Source organism: Desulfoplanes sp. PS50, assembly GCF_053851535.1.
On the sequence record NZ_JBSPZA010000001.1, the window covers coordinates 16,033 to 33,766 of the forward strand.

16 protein-coding genes and 1 tRNA gene are annotated in these 17,734 nt (G+C 55.9%); 15 read left to right on the plus strand and 2 right to left on the minus strand.

Annotated elements, in window-relative coordinates:
• Nucleotides 1-46: 46 nt before the first annotated feature.
• Entirely contained in the window at nt 47-1,102 is a 1,056-nt protein-coding gene (gene argC, locus ACTVJH_RS00055) for an N-acetyl-gamma-glutamyl-phosphate reductase (protein ID WP_455986199.1), read from the plus strand.
• 150 nt (nt 1,103-1,252) lie between these two features.
• Here argC and ACTVJH_RS00060 read toward each other — a convergent pair whose 3' ends face one another.
• Both ACTVJH_RS00060 and ACTVJH_RS00065 read right to left on the minus strand, forming a co-directional pair.
• Nucleotides 1,253-2,641: a DEAD/DEAH box helicase gene (locus ACTVJH_RS00060; RefSeq protein ID WP_455986201.1), complete on the minus strand. Its 1,389-nt coding sequence runs from the start codon at nt 2,639-2,641 to the stop codon at nt 1,253-1,255.
• Between the two features lie 355 nt (nt 2,642-2,996).
• Nucleotides 2,997-4,448, minus strand: a complete 1,452-nt coding sequence (locus ACTVJH_RS00065) for a catalase (protein ID WP_455986203.1) — start codon at nt 4,446-4,448, stop codon at nt 2,997-2,999.
• Between the two features lie 575 nt (nt 4,449-5,023).
• Here ACTVJH_RS00065 and ACTVJH_RS00070 point away from each other — a divergent pair.
• The 14 genes from ACTVJH_RS00070 to ACTVJH_RS00135 all read left to right on the plus strand — a co-directional run bounded on the left by ACTVJH_RS00070 (nt 5,024) and on the right by ACTVJH_RS00135 (nt 17,700).
• Complete coding sequence (locus ACTVJH_RS00070; RefSeq protein ID WP_455986205.1) at nt 5,024-6,625, plus strand: NAD(P)/FAD-dependent oxidoreductase; 1,602 nt, start codon at nt 5,024-5,026, stop codon at nt 6,623-6,625.
• A 246-nt stretch (nt 6,626-6,871) separates the two neighbouring features.
• Entirely contained in the window at nt 6,872-8,041 is a 1,170-nt protein-coding gene (locus ACTVJH_RS00075) for an ATP-grasp domain-containing protein (RefSeq protein WP_455986207.1), read from the plus strand.
• Nucleotides 8,042-8,488: 447 nt separating this feature from the next.
• Nucleotides 8,489-9,091: a MotA/TolQ/ExbB proton channel family protein gene (locus ACTVJH_RS00080; RefSeq protein ID WP_455986209.1), complete on the plus strand. Its 603-nt coding sequence runs from the start codon at nt 8,489-8,491 to the stop codon at nt 9,089-9,091.
• The gene (locus ACTVJH_RS00085) at nt 9,088-9,510 is read left to right on the plus strand and encodes an ExbD/TolR family protein (RefSeq protein WP_455986211.1); all 423 of its coding nucleotides are present in this window, start codon (nt 9,088-9,090) and stop codon (nt 9,508-9,510) included. Before ACTVJH_RS00080 ends, ACTVJH_RS00085 begins: the two co-directional genes overlap by 4 nt.
• Nucleotides 9,511-9,512: 2 nt before the next feature.
• Nucleotides 9,513-10,034, plus strand: coding sequence for a TonB family protein (locus ACTVJH_RS00090; protein ID WP_455986213.1), 522 nt, complete (start codon nt 9,513-9,515; stop codon nt 10,032-10,034).
• Nucleotides 10,035-10,097: 63 nt separating this feature from the next.
• Nucleotides 10,098-10,174 (plus strand) — tRNA-Met (locus ACTVJH_RS00095).
• Nucleotides 10,175-10,631: 457 nt separating this feature from the next.
• Entirely contained in the window at nt 10,632-11,093 is a 462-nt protein-coding gene (locus ACTVJH_RS00100) for an Lcl C-terminal domain-containing protein (RefSeq protein WP_455986215.1), read from the plus strand.
• A gap of 136 nt (nt 11,094-11,229) precedes the next feature.
• On the plus strand, nt 11,230-11,712 hold the full coding sequence (locus tag ACTVJH_RS00105) for a methylated-DNA--[protein]-cysteine S-methyltransferase (protein ID WP_455986217.1): 483 nt from the start codon (nt 11,230-11,232) through the stop codon (nt 11,710-11,712).
• A gap of 149 nt (nt 11,713-11,861) precedes the next feature.
• A complete protein-coding gene (locus ACTVJH_RS00110) occupies nt 11,862-13,157 on the plus strand; it encodes an L-cysteine desulfidase family protein (RefSeq protein ID WP_455986218.1) in 1,296 nt (431 codons plus the stop codon).
• 196 nt (nt 13,158-13,353) lie between these two features.
• On the plus strand, nt 13,354-14,193 hold the full coding sequence (locus ACTVJH_RS00115; protein ID WP_455986220.1) for a hypothetical protein: 840 nt from the start codon (nt 13,354-13,356) through the stop codon (nt 14,191-14,193).
• Between the two features lie 202 nt (nt 14,194-14,395).
• Nucleotides 14,396-15,427, plus strand: a complete 1,032-nt coding sequence (locus ACTVJH_RS00120; RefSeq protein WP_455986222.1) for a DUF3089 domain-containing protein — start codon at nt 14,396-14,398, stop codon at nt 15,425-15,427.
• 125 nt (nt 15,428-15,552) lie between these two features.
• Nucleotides 15,553-15,891, plus strand: coding sequence for a tRNA-binding protein (locus ACTVJH_RS00125; protein ID WP_455986224.1), 339 nt, complete (start codon nt 15,553-15,555; stop codon nt 15,889-15,891).
• A 274-nt stretch (nt 15,892-16,165) separates the two neighbouring features.
• The gene (locus ACTVJH_RS00130; protein WP_455986225.1) at nt 16,166-17,521 is read left to right on the plus strand and encodes an ATP-binding protein; all 1,356 of its coding nucleotides are present in this window, start codon (nt 16,166-16,168) and stop codon (nt 17,519-17,521) included.
• Complete coding sequence (locus tag ACTVJH_RS00135) at nt 17,521-17,700, plus strand: hypothetical protein (protein WP_455986227.1); 180 nt, start codon at nt 17,521-17,523, stop codon at nt 17,698-17,700. The genes ACTVJH_RS00130 and ACTVJH_RS00135 overlap by 1 nt, the downstream gene beginning before the upstream one ends.
• Nucleotides 17,701-17,734: the final 34 nt, after the last annotated feature.

The window sequence follows — 17,734 nt, forward strand, 5'->3', positions numbered from 1 at the left end:
CCTTACCCCTTAAAACCTAAAACTTAACACCTAAAACCAACTTCCCATGCAAACACAAATCAAGACAGGCCTGGTCGGTGCGACCGGGTATACCGGGATGGAACTGGCCCGGCTGATGATCGGGCATCCTGTGTTCGAGCTCGTTCTGGCCACGTCGCGCAAAGAGGCCGGCAAGACTCTGGTGGACATCTTTCCCCATCTCCAGGCTACCGCACTGGGTGATGTGCCCATTGTCCAGCCGGACCCGGATCTTCTGGCCGATCAATGCGATCTGGTCTTTTTAGCCGTACCCCATGGGACGGCCATGAACATTGCCGCGGAACTCGTGGCCCGCAAGGTCAGGGTCGTGGATCTGAGTGCTGATTTTCGGCTCCGTGATCCCGAAATCTACGAGTCATGGTACACGGTCGAGCATACCCAGAGGGATCTTTTGCCCGAGGCGGTCTACGGACTTCCCGAGTTGTATGAAGAGGCCATCCGTGGTGCCGATCTCATCGCCAATCCCGGGTGCTATCCCACGTCGGCCATTCTCGGGTTGTATCCGGCCCTTGAGAGCGGTCTGATCGAGACCCGGGGAATCGTGGTCGACAGCAAGTCAGGGGCCACAGGCGCCGGGCGCAAGCCCGGACTGCCCTCGCTTTTTTGCGAGGTGAACGATAATTTCAGGGCCTACAATCTGGGCAGGCACCGGCATACTCCCGAGATCGAGCAGGAGGTCTCGGTTGCCGCGAAAACAGATATCACCCTTTCCTTCAACACCCATCTCATTCCCATGGACCGGGGCATTCTCTCCACCACCTATACTCGTCTGGTCCGTCCGGTCACCCTGGATGCGGTGCATGATCTTTTTTCCCGATTCTATGCTGAAAAGCCCTGGGTGCGGGTCCTGCCCAAGGGCACCCTGCCCCAGACCAAATGGGTGCGGGGAACCATGTTCTGCGACATCGGCCTGGCCGTTGATCCGCGTACCGACCGGCTGATCATTGTTTCGGCCATAGACAACCTGTGCCGGGGCGCCTCCGGGCAGGCCCTGGCCAACGCCAACCTCATGTACGGGCTGAACATGGATCTGGGGCTTACCCTGGGGACCCTGATCCCGTAATCTGTATCTGTACCCATCAGGAACTGCAAAAGGCTGCCGGAATCATTCCGGCAGCCTTTTGCAGTTGGTATGCTTAGAGCAAATTTTAGAGATTTCAGAGAGTTCGGAAATTCAAGAGATCGAAAACCTGCAAGTTTCCAGGGAAAATGGTTATAATGCCCTTCTCGATCGTCCGGGGCGCTGTCCCTGCCGGGAGCGGGGTTTCGAAGACCCGGTGCCGGAGGATTGCGACCGTGGACGCCTGGATTTCATCTGCTGGCCTCTCGGGGCGGGGCGTGCTGCATTGCCCGAGGCATTCCTGGCCTCTTCGCTATGAAAGTAATGGTCTATGACCACGGGGACGGCCTGTCGCAGCAACCGCTCGATGCCTCGCAGATAATCCCGTTCCGGCGCGCTGCAAAAGGAGATGGCCATGCCGTCGGCCCCGGCCCGGGCGGTGCGGCCGATGCGGTGTACATAGGTTTCGGGTTCCACCGGGAGATCGTAGTTGATCACGTGGGTGATCCCGTCCACGTCGATGCCCCGGGCCGCGATATCCGTGGCCACGAGAACCCGGACCCTGCCTTTTTTGTAATCCTCGAGGGCCTTGGTTCGGGCATTCTGACTCTTGTTTCCGTGAATGGCCGCAGCCGTGAATCCGGCAGAGGTCAGTTTGCTGACCACCCGGTTGGCCATGTGTTTCATCTGGGTGAAGACAATGACCCGCTTGAGGCTTGCATCCTTCATGAGCTGATTGAGCAGATTCGGTTTGGCGTTCTTGTCCACAAAATAGAGTTTCTGCACGATCCGTTCGACCGCGGGCTGTTCCGGAGCGATGTCCACGCGTGCCGGTTGAGTGACCAGGGTCGTGGCCAGATCCATGATCTGCTTTTCCATGGTCGCGGAAAAGAACAGGGTCTGCCGTTTTTTCGGCAGCTTGGCGATGACCTTGCGGATATCCGGGAGAAAGCCCATGTCCAGCATGCGATCGGCCTCATCCAGGACAAAAATTTCGATGTTACCCAGGTCGATGTGCCCCTGGCCCATGAGGTCCAGAAGCCGGCCGGGGGTGGCCACCAGGATGTCCAGCCCATTTTTCAGAGCCCTGACCTGGGGATTCTGGCCCACGCCCCCGAAGATGACCGTGTGGCTCAGGGAGAGATAGGTGCTGTAGTCATGAATGGAGGCATCGATCTGCGCGGCGAGCTCCCGGGTCGGAGCGAGCACGAGCACCCGGGGACTGCCCGGAACGCGTTTTTTCGGATGGGTGACGAGATATTGGAGGATGGGCAGGCTGAAGGCGGCGGTTTTGCCCGTTCCTGTCTGGGCGCAGCCGATGATGTCCCGGCCTGCGGTCAGAAAGGGGATTGCCTGTTCCTGAATGGGCGTGGGCACCTGGTAGCCCATGTCGGCAACCGCTTTCTGAAGTTCCGGGATCAGGGTGGTGAAGACCCCGTCCAGGGGTATGGAGTTGGTGATTGGTTTGCGGTGTTCTGTTCGGAGGGTTGCCGGCCGGCGACGGCCGGCAGCGCGGGTGGTTGTAGCGCGTTGGTTCTGCATATGTAGATTGATATCCTTACCGGCGAGTTGTTCCATTTTCCTGCCTGCCGGTGGGGAAAAGAAAAGAGGATGCCCATGTCCCTGGCGGGAGACATCTCCTTGAAGTACAATGTCCTGATAAACCTGGTATTCCGAGACGACGGGAAAAAAAGCTGACGGGACGAAAAAAAGGTACCACGGGGAGATCACAAGGATCGTTGCATCGGGGTAATGAAGATGAAGACTCCGTACCGTATGCCACAGATGCTCCCACAAGAAAAAGGGCTATCAGTTGGTCCTGATAACCCTTTGGTGTGTGCAAGTGGTTTCGGAGTCGCTGGAAAGACATCTATGCGAATCCGTGTGTTCGGTCAAGTCATCCCTTCACCCCTTTGGCGATGCGCTCCCCGATGGTTGTGTCGATGCTCCGCCAGTATTCAAGGGCGCGCTTGAGCACGGGTTCGGAGACACCGCCCTTGAGATGGCCGACCACGTTGGCAACCAGCCGGTCCCGCTGGGCATCGTCCATGACCTCCCTGACCAGGGTGCCGGGCTGGATGAAGTCGTCATCATCCTTGCGCAGGGTGTAGGCGGTACGCATGAATGTGCCGTCCGCACTCCAGACAGCGTCTTCGGGATACCGCTCGGGATCGGCCACGGGACCGCCCTTGGAATTGGGTTTGTACACGGGATCGGCCACGTTTTCCATGCGCATGGTCCCGCCCTTGCTGTAGTTGTTGACCGCGACCCTGGGCCGGTTGACCGGGATCTGTTTGTAATTCACGCCCAACCGTGCACGGTGGGCATCGGAATAGGAAAAGAGTCGGGCCAGGAGCATCCTGTCCGGACTGGGACCGATGCCCGGGACCAGGTTGTTCGGCTCAAACGCTGCCTGTTCGATTTCCGTGTGAAAATCCGATGGATTACGGGTGAGCGTCATTCGTCCGACCTCGTGCACCGGGTAGTCGACGTGGGGCCAGACCTTGGTCAGGTCAAAGGGGTTGAACCGGTAGGCGGCCGCCTCCTCAAAGGGCATGATCTGCACCTTGAGGGTCCAGCTTGGATAGTCGCCTCGATCAATGGCCTCAAAGAGGTCGCGGCGGTGGTAATCGGCATCCTGACCCGCGATTTTGTCGCCCTCCTCCTGGGTGAGGAATTCAATCCCCTGGTCGGTCTTGAAATGGTATTTGACCCAGAATTTTTCCCCCTGGTCATTGACCCACATGTAGGTATGGCTGGTATAGCCGTTCATGTGCCGGTAGCTTTTGGGGATGCCCCGGTCACTCATCAGGATGGTCACCTGATGGGCGGTTTCAGGACTCAGGGTCCAGAAATCCCATTGCATGTCGTTATCCCTAAGTCCGCTGTCCGCACGGCGCTTCTGGGAATGGATGAAATCCTGGAATTTCATGGGATCGCGGAGAAAGAAGACCGGGGTGTTGTTCCCGACCATGTCGTAGTTGCCTTCGGTGGTGTAGAATTTGAGGGCGAAACCACGCACGTCCCGCCAGGTGTCCGGGCTGCCGCTTTCGCCGGCCACCGTGGAGAATCGGGCCAGAACATCGGTCTTCGTACCGGGCTGAAACAGGGCCGCCCTGGTGTATTTGCTGACATCGCCGGTGACCTCGAACTGCCCGAAGGCCCCTGATCCCTTGGCATGGGGCTGGCGGTCCGGGATCATTTCCCGGTTGAAATTGGCCATCTGTTCGATAAGGACGTGGTCGTGGAGCAGGATCGGTCCGTCGGATCCCACGGTCAGGGAGTATTCCCCGCTGGACACGGGGATGCCGGCATCGGTGGTCAGGGGTTTGTGATCGATTTTTTTCATCTTCATTCCTCCTTGGTGTTGGGCTCTTTTGATTCGTCGTCTCATATTGCGCCAAATCAGATCCTTTTTCACGACCGGGTGTGCGAGTCGCCGGCTGGTTTTCTTATGGCATACCAAACAACATTTATCCAGGGATATCTCCCATTGCGAGCTCTTCCACAGCAAGGCAAAGGGGTTCTCATCCAGGCGGTTGGAATATCGTATGGCCGGCTCACCCCGTTTGGGGCGGTTTGACTGTCTGACCGAGCCAGGCATCGTTCATCAGGCCGTTGCCTGGCATTTTTACATAACATTATGATTTTATGGAGCAACGGCCTGATGGTACGAGGCCCGCGAGGGAGTTTCAAACCGACCGGAACGGGGTGAGCCGGCCATACGAACATCCTTGCCCTGTCCTGCCCAGGGAATGTGCTTGACCTGGGAACAAAGATCGGCCACCCATTCCGGCACTGGATGGTGGTTTATCCGGAAAAAGCATCATGAGGATGGCTGCTGGACAGGATCCGCTTTACAGAAGAAAACAGCTTCTGACACGAAATATTTTTGATTTTTTCATTACGCCTCAGGATACCCATATGACCGGACTGCGCATCACCCAGATCAAACTTTCTCTGGACCATACTTCCGATGATCTGCGCCTGGCCGTGGCAGAATATCTGGGTATCGATCCAGCTCGGATCGAAACGATTCATGTACGCAGACAATCCATTGATGCACGCAAGCGAAATGCGGTCTTTTTTGTCTATTCCCTGGATGTGGAGCTGGTTCCAGAGACCGCTCTCTCCCGGTCCGTCAAATATACCCCCTCCCCTGATCTTTCCTATTGTCTCCCTCCCCCTGCGCCTGGCGGATCGATCGGCCGTCCGGTGGTTGTGGGTGCCGGGCCCTGCGGATTGTTTGCCGCCCTCATTCTGGCCCGCTGCGGATACTGCCCCCTGGTTCTCGACCGGGGTCGCCCGGCCGGCGAGCGGACCAGGGATGTGAACCGGTTCTGGGAGACAGGGATTCATGACCCGGAAAGCAATGTCCAATTCGGTGAGGGCGGTGCCGGCACCTTTTCCGACGGTAAGCTGAACACCGGGATCAAGGACAAAAACAACCGCTGCCGCAAGGTGCTCGAGGAATTCGTGGCTGCCGGCGCGCCCGAGGATATCCTTTTTGCCAGTCATCCGCATATGGGCACGGATCTGCTCGTGTCCATCGTCCAGACAATCAGGCAGACGATCATCGACCTGGGCGGGGAGGTTCGTTTCCAGGCCAGGGTCACCGGCCTGCTTATCGAGGAGGGCCGGCTGTGCGGAGTGATGGTCAACGATCATGAAGAAATCGAAACAGACCACGTTATCCTGGCCATCGGTCATTCCGCCCGGGATACCTTCGAGCTGCTCCGAAATCACGGCGTGGCCATGGAACAAAAGCCCTTTTCCCTGGGATGCCGTATCGAGCATCCCCAGTCCATGGTGGACAGGGCACTCTACGGGACGCATGCCGGACATCACAAATTGGGTCCGGCCCCGTACAGGTTGGTGCACCACTGCAAAGGGGACCGCTCCGCATACACCTTCTGCATGTGTCCGGGCGGTCAGGTCATTGCAGCGGCCAGCGGTCCGGGCGAAGTGGTCACCAACGGCATGAGCCTGCGGGTCCGGAGCGGAGAAAACGCCAACGCCGCCCTGCTCGTGGGCGTTACAACCTCTGATCTCCCGGGAGACGATCCCCTGGCCGGGGTGGAGTTTCAGCGACGATGGGAAACCCGGGCCTTTGAACTGGGCGGAGGGGATTTTCGGGCCCCGGCCCAGCTGGTGGGGGATTTTCTCCAGGGCGTGGGGTCGAAGATTCTCGGTGGGGTCGAGCCCAGCTATACCCCGGGGGTCAGGCTCTGCGATCTGGGGCCGTGTCTGCCGGAGTATGTGTCTGTTGCCATGCGCGAGGCCATTGTGGCCCTGGACCGCAAGCTCAAGGGATTCGCCCGGCCCGATGCCATCCTGACCGGGGTGGAGACCCGCAGTTCCTCGCCGGTGCGCATCCTGCGCGACCAGGGGCTCGAGTCCGTGTCCCTCAGGGGCCTCTACCCGGCTGGCGAAGGCGCCGGATACGCCGGCGGGATCACCTCGTCCGCGGTCGACGGCATCCGCGCGGCCGAGATGGTGGCAGAAAAAATCAAAAATAACACATAAACGCCCTGTATAATTGTAGGTCCGTAGGGGCACGGCGCGCCGTGCCCCTTGTACGGGATGTTGGGTGTTATCGTTTTGGATATTTTTTCAGGTATGCTTACCCGCCTGCCGTCCCGGAAACGCCGACCAGACGGTCGGCGTTTCCGGGAAAGACAAATCATTATCTTGTATCATCACCCCAATCTAAAACCTAACCACCTAAAACCTAACACCTAAAACCTAACACCTAAAACTTAAAACCGCCTTATGTTTATTCTCGAAGCCCCCTACGTCTCTGATTTCCTGAAGCAGACCATCCTCGACCGCCAATCCCCCGTCCTCGCCAATGACGTGGCCGTCAAACATTTCGGTCCCGAGGCCCCGGTCCTTTGTTCGGCCCAGGATTTCGTGGCCCGGACCTCTCCGGATCTGCCCGTGTATTCCAACTCGGAAAACGCTATCGACTGGATCGGCACCCATCTTCAAACCACGGGATTGCCGGACACCATCCGGACGTTCAAGGACAAGGTCCTCTTCCGCCAACTCATCCGCGACATGCATCCGGACTATGTGTTCAAGGGAGTCCCTTTTGAGGAATTGGAAAACGTTGATCCGTCGGCATTTCCCAAACCCTTCATCATCAAACCCGCCGTGGGCTTCTTCAGCCTGGGCGTGCACAAGGTGGACTCCGACCTGGACTGGCCCAAGGTTCTTGATGCCATCAACAAGGAAGTCTCCCGCATCCGGTCCCAGTATCCCGAACAGGTTCTGAGTCTCGACCATTTCATCATCGAGGAATGCATCCAGGGCGAGGAATTTGCCGTGGACGTGTATTTCGGTGGTGACGGCAAACCGGTCATTGTAAACATCCTCGGACACCTTTTTGCCTCGGCCGATGACGTCAGCGATCGGGTCTATCTCACCTCGCCCACAATCATCCGCACCTGGCTGGATCGGTTCACCGACTATCTGGGAAAAATCGGTGCCAGGGCCGGGTTGAGCCACTTTCCGGCCCATGTGGAACTGCGGGTGGACGCGGCTGGCCGGATCATGCCCATCGAGGTCAATCCCATGCGCTTTGCAGGATGGTGCGTGGCGGATCTGACCTTTCACGCCTGGGGGTTCAATCCCTATGTCTGCTATCTGGAAGGAAAAACGCCTGACTGGAAGACCATCCTCGCCGAACGCGAGAATCAGGCCGTGGGTGTTCTCGTGGCCGATGTGGCTGCGGATATGGACTGTGCGTCCATCACCTCGGTGGATTATGAAGCATTCACGGATCGGTTCTCCGATCCCCTGGAACTCCGGCGTATCGATGTCCGCGAGTATCCGGTATTCGCCTTCCTCTTTGCCCGGGTTCCGGAAGATGATCTCAGCGAATTCAGGGCGCTGCTCCACTCGGATCTCAAGGAATTCTTGACCTTGGATGCTGGGTGACGCTTAGCACGTTGCGTCTGAGCGCTTCTTTCACCTTCACCCCAACAATCCGTGTTACATGATTACCAGCGATTGTCTGGCAGGACAGTATGCAGCATGTTCTCTTGGACCGGGGCGAGAAGGGACTCGTTCTTGGTCTTGGGGAGATGGACGGCCTCATGGCCTTCTCCCGGTTACAGGATCTTGTGGCCGATCCCGAGATTCCAGGGAAGGAATTTTTCCGGCAGGCCCACGACCTCTCCCTTTTGGAGCGCTCGGGAGACTACGCCAGGGTCTTTGACATGCGCCCGCAGTTCATTATTCTGAGCGGTTTTCTGGGCTCGGGCAAGACCACGTTTTTGAATCGGTTCATTTCCTCGTGGCCATTGGTCGGGATATGGACACCCGGGATATCGGCAGGTATCTTGCCTCGTATCAGACACCATCGACTCAAGGAGATGTTATCACATGATGCTTCTGGACAAGGGCGGGATCATGATCTGGCCCATTCTGGGCTTTTCCATTCTCATTCTGGCGGTCATCCTGGACCGGCTGCTGGCCATGACCACCTTCAGGATGGTTTCGCAATCCGTTCTCAACCGGGTCAAGAAACTCGTTGCCGAGGGACAGGACGCAGAGGCCAAGGCCCTGCTCGAAAACGAGGGACCGGGTTCTTCAGCGGTTTTTCTGGCCATCCTTTCGGTCACCGGAAAGACCAAACAAGAGCAGGCCGCATCCAGGGCCGGGGAGACCATCCTTTTCAGACTTGGGCGCAGGCTGCCCGTCCTGTCTGCCGGTGCGGCCGCAGCCCCGTTGATGGGTCTTCTGGGCACGGTACTCGGGATGATCGATGTGTTTTCCCGGGTCTCGAGCGCCCCGGGCGGGGTGGATATCGCCCTTTTGGCAGACGGGATCTGGCAGGCCCTTTTGACCACGGCGGCAGGGCTTGGTGTGGCCATCCCCGCCCTTTTGGCCTATCATTTCCTGACCCGCCTGCAGGATAAAATCGGCTTCAGGATGCAGCACGAGAGCCAGGATTTCGTGGACGATCTGGAGGAGATGTCATCGTGATCTCTTTTGCGCGTCACCGCACGGATCGTCGGGTCGAGGTGAACATGACCCCGCTGGTGGACATCATCTTCATCCTGCTCATCTTTTTCGTGCTCTCGTCCATCTTCATCACCCGGGGCATGGACGTGAACCTGCCCGAGGCAACCTCCGGGGAAGCGGTTTCAGGCAAGCCCCTGGAATTGGTGATCAAGGCGGACGGGACCATTTTTCTGGATGGTGACGAGGTCTTCCCGGGCATGCTCATGGAGACGCTTGGCCGGGAATTCGTGCACCACGGAGGGGACCGCAAGGTTCTGCTCAAGGTGGAGGCCGACGTCACGGTGAAACGATTTATCAAGGTCATGGATACGGTCCGGGGGGCGGGATTCTCCAATCTGGTCATCGGAACCCGATCGCCGGATTCCGGGGAGCCAGCCTAGCCATGGACGAACGGCATACCTGGGTCGCGATCCTGATTCTTTCCTTTGTCCTGCATGGAGGGTTTCTGCACATCGAGTTTTTCCGCCCCGCTTCGGTGGAGGGAACCGTACCCGTGACCCTGGAAACCATGGTCCCGGAGCAACGGGCCTCCGAGGGGATCTCCCTCACCGCGGAGATGGCTTCCTCGGATGCCAAGGAGCAGGGGGAATCCCTGGCGGACAAGCGGCAAAGGGTTTTTGCCGAATATCTCAAGGAGATCCGCCGGACCATCGAGGCGAACAAGTTCCAGCCCCCGGGAGGAAATTTTTCCGATCTGATCGGCCGGGCCACCTGTGGATTGACCGTCACTGAAGATGGGCGTTTCATCCAGGTCCACCTGGTCCGCTCCTCCGGTGACCCCCGGCTGGATACAACCGCCCTGCTTGCCCTCCGTGCCTCCTCGGGCAGGGTCAAACGTCCGCCCATCACCGGCGATACCCCTCTCTCCCTGCGGGTAACGGTCAAATATCAGTACGGCCTGTAATTATTTTTTGAAAAAAGTCCTTGCCAAGTGATGTGCAAACCTATAGTTACTCCTTTCTCTTGTTGCGGGGTGGAGCAGTATGGTAGCTCGTCGGGCTCATAACCCGAAGGTCATCGGTTCAAATCCGGTCCCCGCTACCACGAATATCAAAAGGCCTGGAAGCAGATCGCTTCCAGGCCTTTTTTTTTGTCTAAATTCAGTATGTTATTGGAACGTTTCGTTTTTATGGAACAATGGCTCGATAGTGCGAAACCCTCAAGGGGGGGGGTCGAGCCGATGTAAACGAAGTAAGCCAGTCATGAGAACAAATCAGTCCGTTGCACAGAGCACTTTTACTGTACAGGATGTTTAATTTTGGGTAATATTATATATAGAATAATCGCTTTACAGTCCAAAAATATTTTTATTATATAGAGATAAAAAATGATTTCAAAATGTATTGATTTTAATATGATTTGGTTTGACTTGTGTCTTGCTTCAGGCGGAACATCGGTCCGGAATCTGCCTGCATCCGTAGTACCACGATGTCATGACCATCTGGATTCAGGTACAAATATCAACCCGTTAACCTTTTGAGAGATAGAGGGGGGCGTTAGTATGGAACGTACTTTCAACAAATGGCTTGGAGCAGCGTTTTTCACGGCTATGTTTTGCATCATCGGACTGGTCACGGCGGGTACCGCATTGAGTGCTGGTGGTCAGCAGTCTCGTTGCAGTGACAATGGAGACGGGACAGTGACTGACACAAACACGGGCCTGATGTGGCAGAAGGCAACAGCTGGTCCTATGAACTGGTATGATGCCAGGAGTTACGCCTCCGGGCTTTCTCTTGGCGGTCATTCGGGCTGGCGACTGCCAACAGTCGACGAATTACAAGCCTTATTCTATTCGCCGTGTAAAGATACACTGGACGTCATCATGGACTTTTACTGGTCGTCATCACCATTTCCAGATAAATCCAATTACGCATGGGTCGTGAGCTTCAGGAACGGTGGCGCGGGCTATGGTGGCTATGATTCTTTCAAGTTACGCGTGCGGTGCGTGCGGGACAGTAATTGATGATTTGGTGATTTGACTGTCTGGATTCGAGTTTTTCAGGTTTTTGTTTTGCGTGGATGCATTCGGTCGCACATGGATTGTATGTCGCGCCAATCAAGGGATTTTGTCAGGGAGGACCGGGGAAGTGTATTATACCATGTTCGACACGCCCCTGTGCGGGATCGTTCTGGTCGGCGATGAAAAAGGGCTGACCCATCTGCATATGAAGACCGGTGACGGCAAACGTTCATTCGTCATTCAGGACGCATGGGTTCGCAATGACGGGTTTTTCAAGCACGGCCGGGAACAGATTCTGGAATACTTCGAAGGAAAACAAAGGGAATTTACCGTCCACCTGAATCCGTCGGGGACGCCCTTTCAGAAGAAGGTCTGGGAGGCGCTTTGCGCCATCCCTTTCGGCGAGGTACGCACCTACAAGGAAGTGGCCACGAAAGTGGGCAATCCCCAGGCATCTCGCGCCGTGGGCATGGCCAATGCAAAAAATCCCATTCCGATCATCATACCCTGCCACCGGGTCATCGGTAGTAACGGCACGCTCACTGGATTTGCGCACGGACTTGCGGCCAAACAAATGCTGCTGCATCTGGAAACACACACAAATGAAGTCAATGGTTTCTGACAGGTGTCCTGGCCATCGTGGCCACAATCCAGATCTGCTTCGGGTTGCCTTTGGTACGTGGACGAGCCCGACAACGCCCCTGATTTTGTTGCGGCACGCCCCGCAATCAGGACGTCATGCTCAGGACAACCTCAACACCGGAGATGTTGATGAACGTTGCATCCGATACCATCGCAAAGGTTTTACAAATTCTGCATGAGGAAATCGTGCCCGCCCAGGGGTGCACCGAACCCATTGCCATAGCTCTTGTGGCGGCAAAAGTTCGTGACGTGCTGGGCGTTCTTCCGAAAGAGGTCAGAATCTTTGTTTCCGGGAACATCATCAAGAACGTTAAGAGTGTGGTCGTACCAGGCAGCGGGGGGATGATGGGGATCGAGGCCGCGGCAGCCATGGGCATCGTGGCCGGGGATTACAGTAAAGGCCTGATGGTGATCAGCGGCATAACCGAACAGGACATGGTCGGGGTCAGGGAATGCCTGGAGCGGACATTCTTCAAGGTGATCCACGAAAAGACACCCATCAAGCTGTATATCAGGATCGAGGCGGTTGCCGGGGACCAGAGCGCCGAGGTCGAGGCGCGGTATCTGCACACCAATCTGACCAGAGTCGTCAAAAACGGCCAGGTTTTGCTCAACCGCGGATTCAGTTCCGAAACCTTTCACACCACCGAGGAAGATCGTTCCATCTTGTCGGTCAGACTCATTTACGACCTGGCCAGGACCATTGATCTGGATTTGATCCGGCCCCTGTTCAGGCAGGTTATCGACCTGAACAGCACCATTGCGGAGGAGGGGCTGCAAAATACCTACGGTGTGAACATCGGGGCCAGCATCCTCAAGAACATCGATCAGGGAATCTACGGCAACGACGTGCGCAACCGCTGCGCGAGCTTTGCCGCGGCCGGCAGCGACGCCCGGATGAGCGGCTGCCCGTTGCCGGTGATGACCACCAGCGGAAGCGGTAACCAGGGCATGACCGCCTCGTTGCCGGTGATCACATTCGCACGGCTGAAAGGACACTGCGAAGATGAATTGATCCGGGCCCTTTTTCTCTCGCATCTGTGCACGGTGCATATCAAGACCCAGGTGGGCCGGTTGTCGGCCTATTGCGGGGCGATGTGTGCGGCGGCCGGGGTGAGTGGAGCGATCACCTTTCTGCTCGGCAAGGACTTCGACACCACGGCCCACGCCATCGTAAACACCCTGGGCAACGTCTCGGGAATCGTCTGCGATGGGGCCAAGCCCTCCTGCGCCATGAAGATCGCCACGGGCATCTACGCAGCCTTTGATTCTGCCACACTGGCCTCCTACCACCGGGACCTGCACGGAGGCGAAGGCATCGTGGGCGATGACGTGGAAGCCACCATCCGCAATATCGGTGAACTGGCCAGCACGGGCATGGAGCAGACCGACGAAGTGATCCTGAAGATCATGACATCCGAGTGAGGACGGCCGAAATCAGTACCTTCTTGGCCATTACCAATTTGTCGGCGTGCGGATGCGCAACAAGTATGAGGAGTACCTGGTTGATATGTATTGCAAGAATAACTGATCCCGGCTAGGCAATTTGAATCAAAAATGCCTGGATACATTTCATGTCACCGGGGTTTGAACGACCCGCCAAACCGAGAGGAAACGTTCGATGTCCATGATGAAACGTCTGGTTGTGATTGTGAGTCTGTTGCTGCTGGTTTCCGGGACGGGAATGTGTGCCGATATGCAGACCTATGTGGATCAGGCACAGAAGATCCTGTCGGCAAAGAATGTCCGGTCCATGATGGATGTGGCCAAAAAGCTCAAGGAATATGGGGCATCGTTTCAGCCGGCCATGCTCCTTCCTCCTGATCTGCCGGACAGGGTGGAAACGGGGAAGAACATCCATTTGCTCATCGGGGCCTATCAGTTCGACGCCCTGTACGCAGCCTCCTTTGGGCGACGCAACCAGGCTGCCAAGGCCATCAAGGCCATGGGCGACCTGCTGAACCGAACCAACATGAAGAGCATCGTCAATACCTCGGCCCTGTTTCCCCCGGAACTCAATTGGATGCTGAGGGAACCCGACACGGTGGATATCGACGAGGTCATCGACGCCTATGCGGCCAACGCACCCAAATACAAGGATATCATGGCCGAAAAAACCGGTTTCGCCCTGGTCCTCGATTCCCTGTATGGAGCGGTGGTCGAAGGGTTGTACATCGCCACCAGCTCGGCCTTGCTCATGGGTGACCATCCTTCGACCAACAACCTTCTGGCGGAATTCAGATCCAATATCACCCTGCTTTTGAGCCTCTATGGTGTGTTCGAGGACGATGCCGCGTACGCTGCCAATGTGGATTCCAGCTTTCTGGAACGCAGCCAGCGGATCGGCTGGCTGACCTCCATGGCCAGTTTTCTCGAGAAGAACCAGGGTAATCTGTCCATGAACCAGATCAGGAACGTGAACCGATTCGTGAGCAAGGAGCGGTATTGGTTCAGGTTGTAAGGTGCGAGCGGGACGCCCACCCTTCCGGAAATAGCTCTCGATCCCATACGTCGAAACAAGCAAAACCCCTCTTGATTATTCAAGATGGGTTTTCGATTCTCCATGATATATGTCGAATTTTTGGTTGTCTCATTGGGTCTGATAGGGTTATACAACCCGCTATTTCAGGAAGAAAGTCAACTACAAGGAAAGGAAGGAGGTCATGGGAAACAAATCATTGGTAGTGGTTCTGGTCTGTCTTGTGGTCTTACTCATCTGTAACGGCTGTATCACCGGGAAAAACGTCATGAATACCAAGGACACGTCTCAACAACTCGATTATTCCGATGACTTCTGCTGGGTCGCCAAACCAGCGACCATCGATAAGCCGGTGGATGTCTTTTATGTCTATCCGACCATCTATGTGGGCAAGCATCCCTCCAACATGGATATTGCCGATCCCGCCCTCAGGGCCAACGCCAAGGGGCTGACCAAGGCCCAGGCCGGGGTCTATTCCCCCCATGCCAATATGTTCGCGCCCTTCTACCGCCAGCAGACAGCCGCCCAGCAGAGCATGGATGCGGGGAATGGGGGCAAGGATGCCTATGCAGACCCGGTTTTCCAGGTCGGTGCCCGGGATGTGGAAAGGGCGTTCGACTATTATCTGACCCATCTCAATCAGGACAGACCGTTCATCCTCGCCAGTCACAGCCAGGGAACCATGACCCTCATCAACCTGATGCGTAAACGCTTCAATGATCCAGAGCTTCAGAAGCGGTTGGTGGCCGCCTATTTGATCGGCTATTCCGTGACCAGGGACGACCTGAAAACCTACCCCTGGATGAAGCCCGCCCAGGGTGCAAGCGACACCGGCGTGGTCGTCACCTTCAACACCGAAGGCAAGGACGCGGGTCCGTCGCCGGTCCTTCTGCCCGGGGCCATTGCCATCAATCCCCTGAACTGGAAGACCGACTCCACCCCCGCCTCCAACGATGAAAACCTGGGTGCCAAATTCTTCAATGATGCCGAAGGAAAACTCATCGAGGCCATCCCGCATTTTGCTGGTGCCCGTATCGATCTCCAAAAGGGTGTTGTCATCGCAACGGACATGAAAACCCCCACATCCGACAAGATCAATCTCGTGCACATGGGCCGGTGGCCCCAGGGGGTATTTCACAGGTATGACTATGCATTCTGGTTCAACAATCTCGAGGCCAATGTGCAGGAGAGGATTGCCGCGTATCTGGGAAAATGATTGGAGGTTGAGATCGGGAATTTCTTCGTCCAAAAAGGGGCCTTGGATGTTGTGTCCAGGGCCCCTCTTTGTTTGTCATGGTTTGAAGGACTCATGACATCCATTTGAAATCACAAGGATACTTTATGGAAACCATCACATGGAACGATTTTGAAAAGGTCGAACTGCGCGTGGGCAGGATCGTTTCGGCCGAGGTCTTCAAGGAGGCCCGCAATCCGGCTTATATCCTTCACGTGGATTTCGGCGAGGAGATCGGGATCAGGAAATCCAGCGCCCAGATTACCAAGCTGTACACCACCGAAGAGCTGGTGGGCAGGCTGGTGGTCGGGGTGGTCAACTTCCCCAAAAAGCAGATCGGGCCGGTCATGTCCGAATGCCTGGTTACCGGGTTTCATGACGCCAACGGGGACGTGGCCCTGTGTGTTCCGGACAAGGACGTGCCTCTGGGGACCAAGCTCTGCTAGAGGGAGACACAAGGCCCCGGATTCCCGGAACCTGTTGGCATACGATCCGCGACATGCATCAGAAAGCCCCTGCACGAAAATGCAGGGGCTTTCTGGTTATAAGGTTGCATTTCATCTGTTGCCTGTGCGCACCACTAGGATCACGGACTCGAGTGCCATGCGATATTTCATGATCGGGAGGACGCCTCTGTACGGTCGATTTTTGGAGACCTGGTTGACAAATATTGCCTTATCGTAAATTATCGCAACTCAGGTTACAGTAACGGAGATTGCGATGAAATTTTATGACAGGGAGCATGAGCTGTCCGTTCTTGAGACCATATACGGGCAGTGTACGGCGGACTACGGCAAGATAACCGTCATCACGGGACGACGGCGGGTGGGCAAGACCATGCTGGCCCTCGAGTATGCCAGGGACAAACCCTCTTTGTACCTGTTCGCCGGCAAGAAGGCCGAATCCCTTCTGTGTCAGGAGTTTGTGGCCGCGTATGAGGAATTCACTCACAAGAAACCCATCGGGGAGTTGAACAGATTCGTCCAACTCTTTGAATTGCTGCTCGAGTACGGCAAGGACAATCCCTTTGTCCTGATTATCGATGAATTCCAGGAATTTTTTACCATCAACAAAAGTGTGTATTCCGATATCCAGAGACTCTGGGACCGACACAAGTTCAGCACAAAGATTCATGTCGTCTTCATCGGTTCTGTGTATTCGTTGATGACGAAGATATTTCAGGACGAAAAGGAGCCCCTGTACGGTCGGGCGGACAGGGTATTGTACATACGCCCCTTCGAGGCCAGAGTGATCCGGACCATCCTGAAGGATTACGGCGAGCTGAGCAATGACAACCTCTTCTACAACTATCTCGTGACCGGAGGTGTGCCCAGGTACGAGGAACTCCTGATCCAGAATCGATGCTTCGACAAAACATCCATCCTTGATTTCATCTTTGAAAAGGACTCGTTTTTTATTGCCGAAGGCAAAAGCCTGCTCATCCAGGAATTCGGCAAGGAGTATGGCATCTATTTTTCCATCCTGGAATTGCTGTCCCAGGGCAGGACTTCGCGGACCCAGATCGAGTCCGTGCTGGAGAAGAGTGTGGGAGGCTATCTGGAAAAACTCGAGACCCAGTATGACCTGATCGAAAAAATAAAACCCATGGGCGACCGCAAGCAGTCGCGAAATCAGAAATTCGCCATCAAGGACAATTTCATCCGGTTCTGGTTCAGGTTCGTGAACAGGAACATGAGCATGATCGAAAACCAGCGTTTCGACTATGTCAAACGACTGATCGAGAGGGACCTGCCCACCTTTGCCGGACCTGTCCTGGAAAAGCTGTTCATGGAAATGACCGGCTATTCTCCCCGGTACGGACTCATAGGCAATTACTGGGAAAAGGGGAACGTCAACGAGATCGACCTCGTGGCCGTCGATGATCTCGACAAAGAAGTCCTCGTGGTCGAAGTCAAGATGAACCCCAAAAATATCAAACTGACACAACTGAAGGACAAGACAGAGCGGCTGCACAAGCGGTATGACGGCTATACATTCACCTACAGGGGGCTTTCCCTTGAGGACGTGGACGGTTTCATGGAGGAGATGAGAGGGCAGGACCTGAGGCATGGGTGATGGGATATTCGGTCCTCCTTGCCTTTGCCGTCATGGATAATGAGAATCAGGGCGTCGAGACTGATATCCTGCATCGGCAGGCGCAGGCATTCGAGCAACCGATGCCCGTAGCCATAAAGCAGTCCGGCCACCAGATCATAAGGGGCGCAAAGATTGTCCAGGATGGGATTGATATCTGAAAGAGCAGGATTCTCATGCAGGATCGAATTTCGC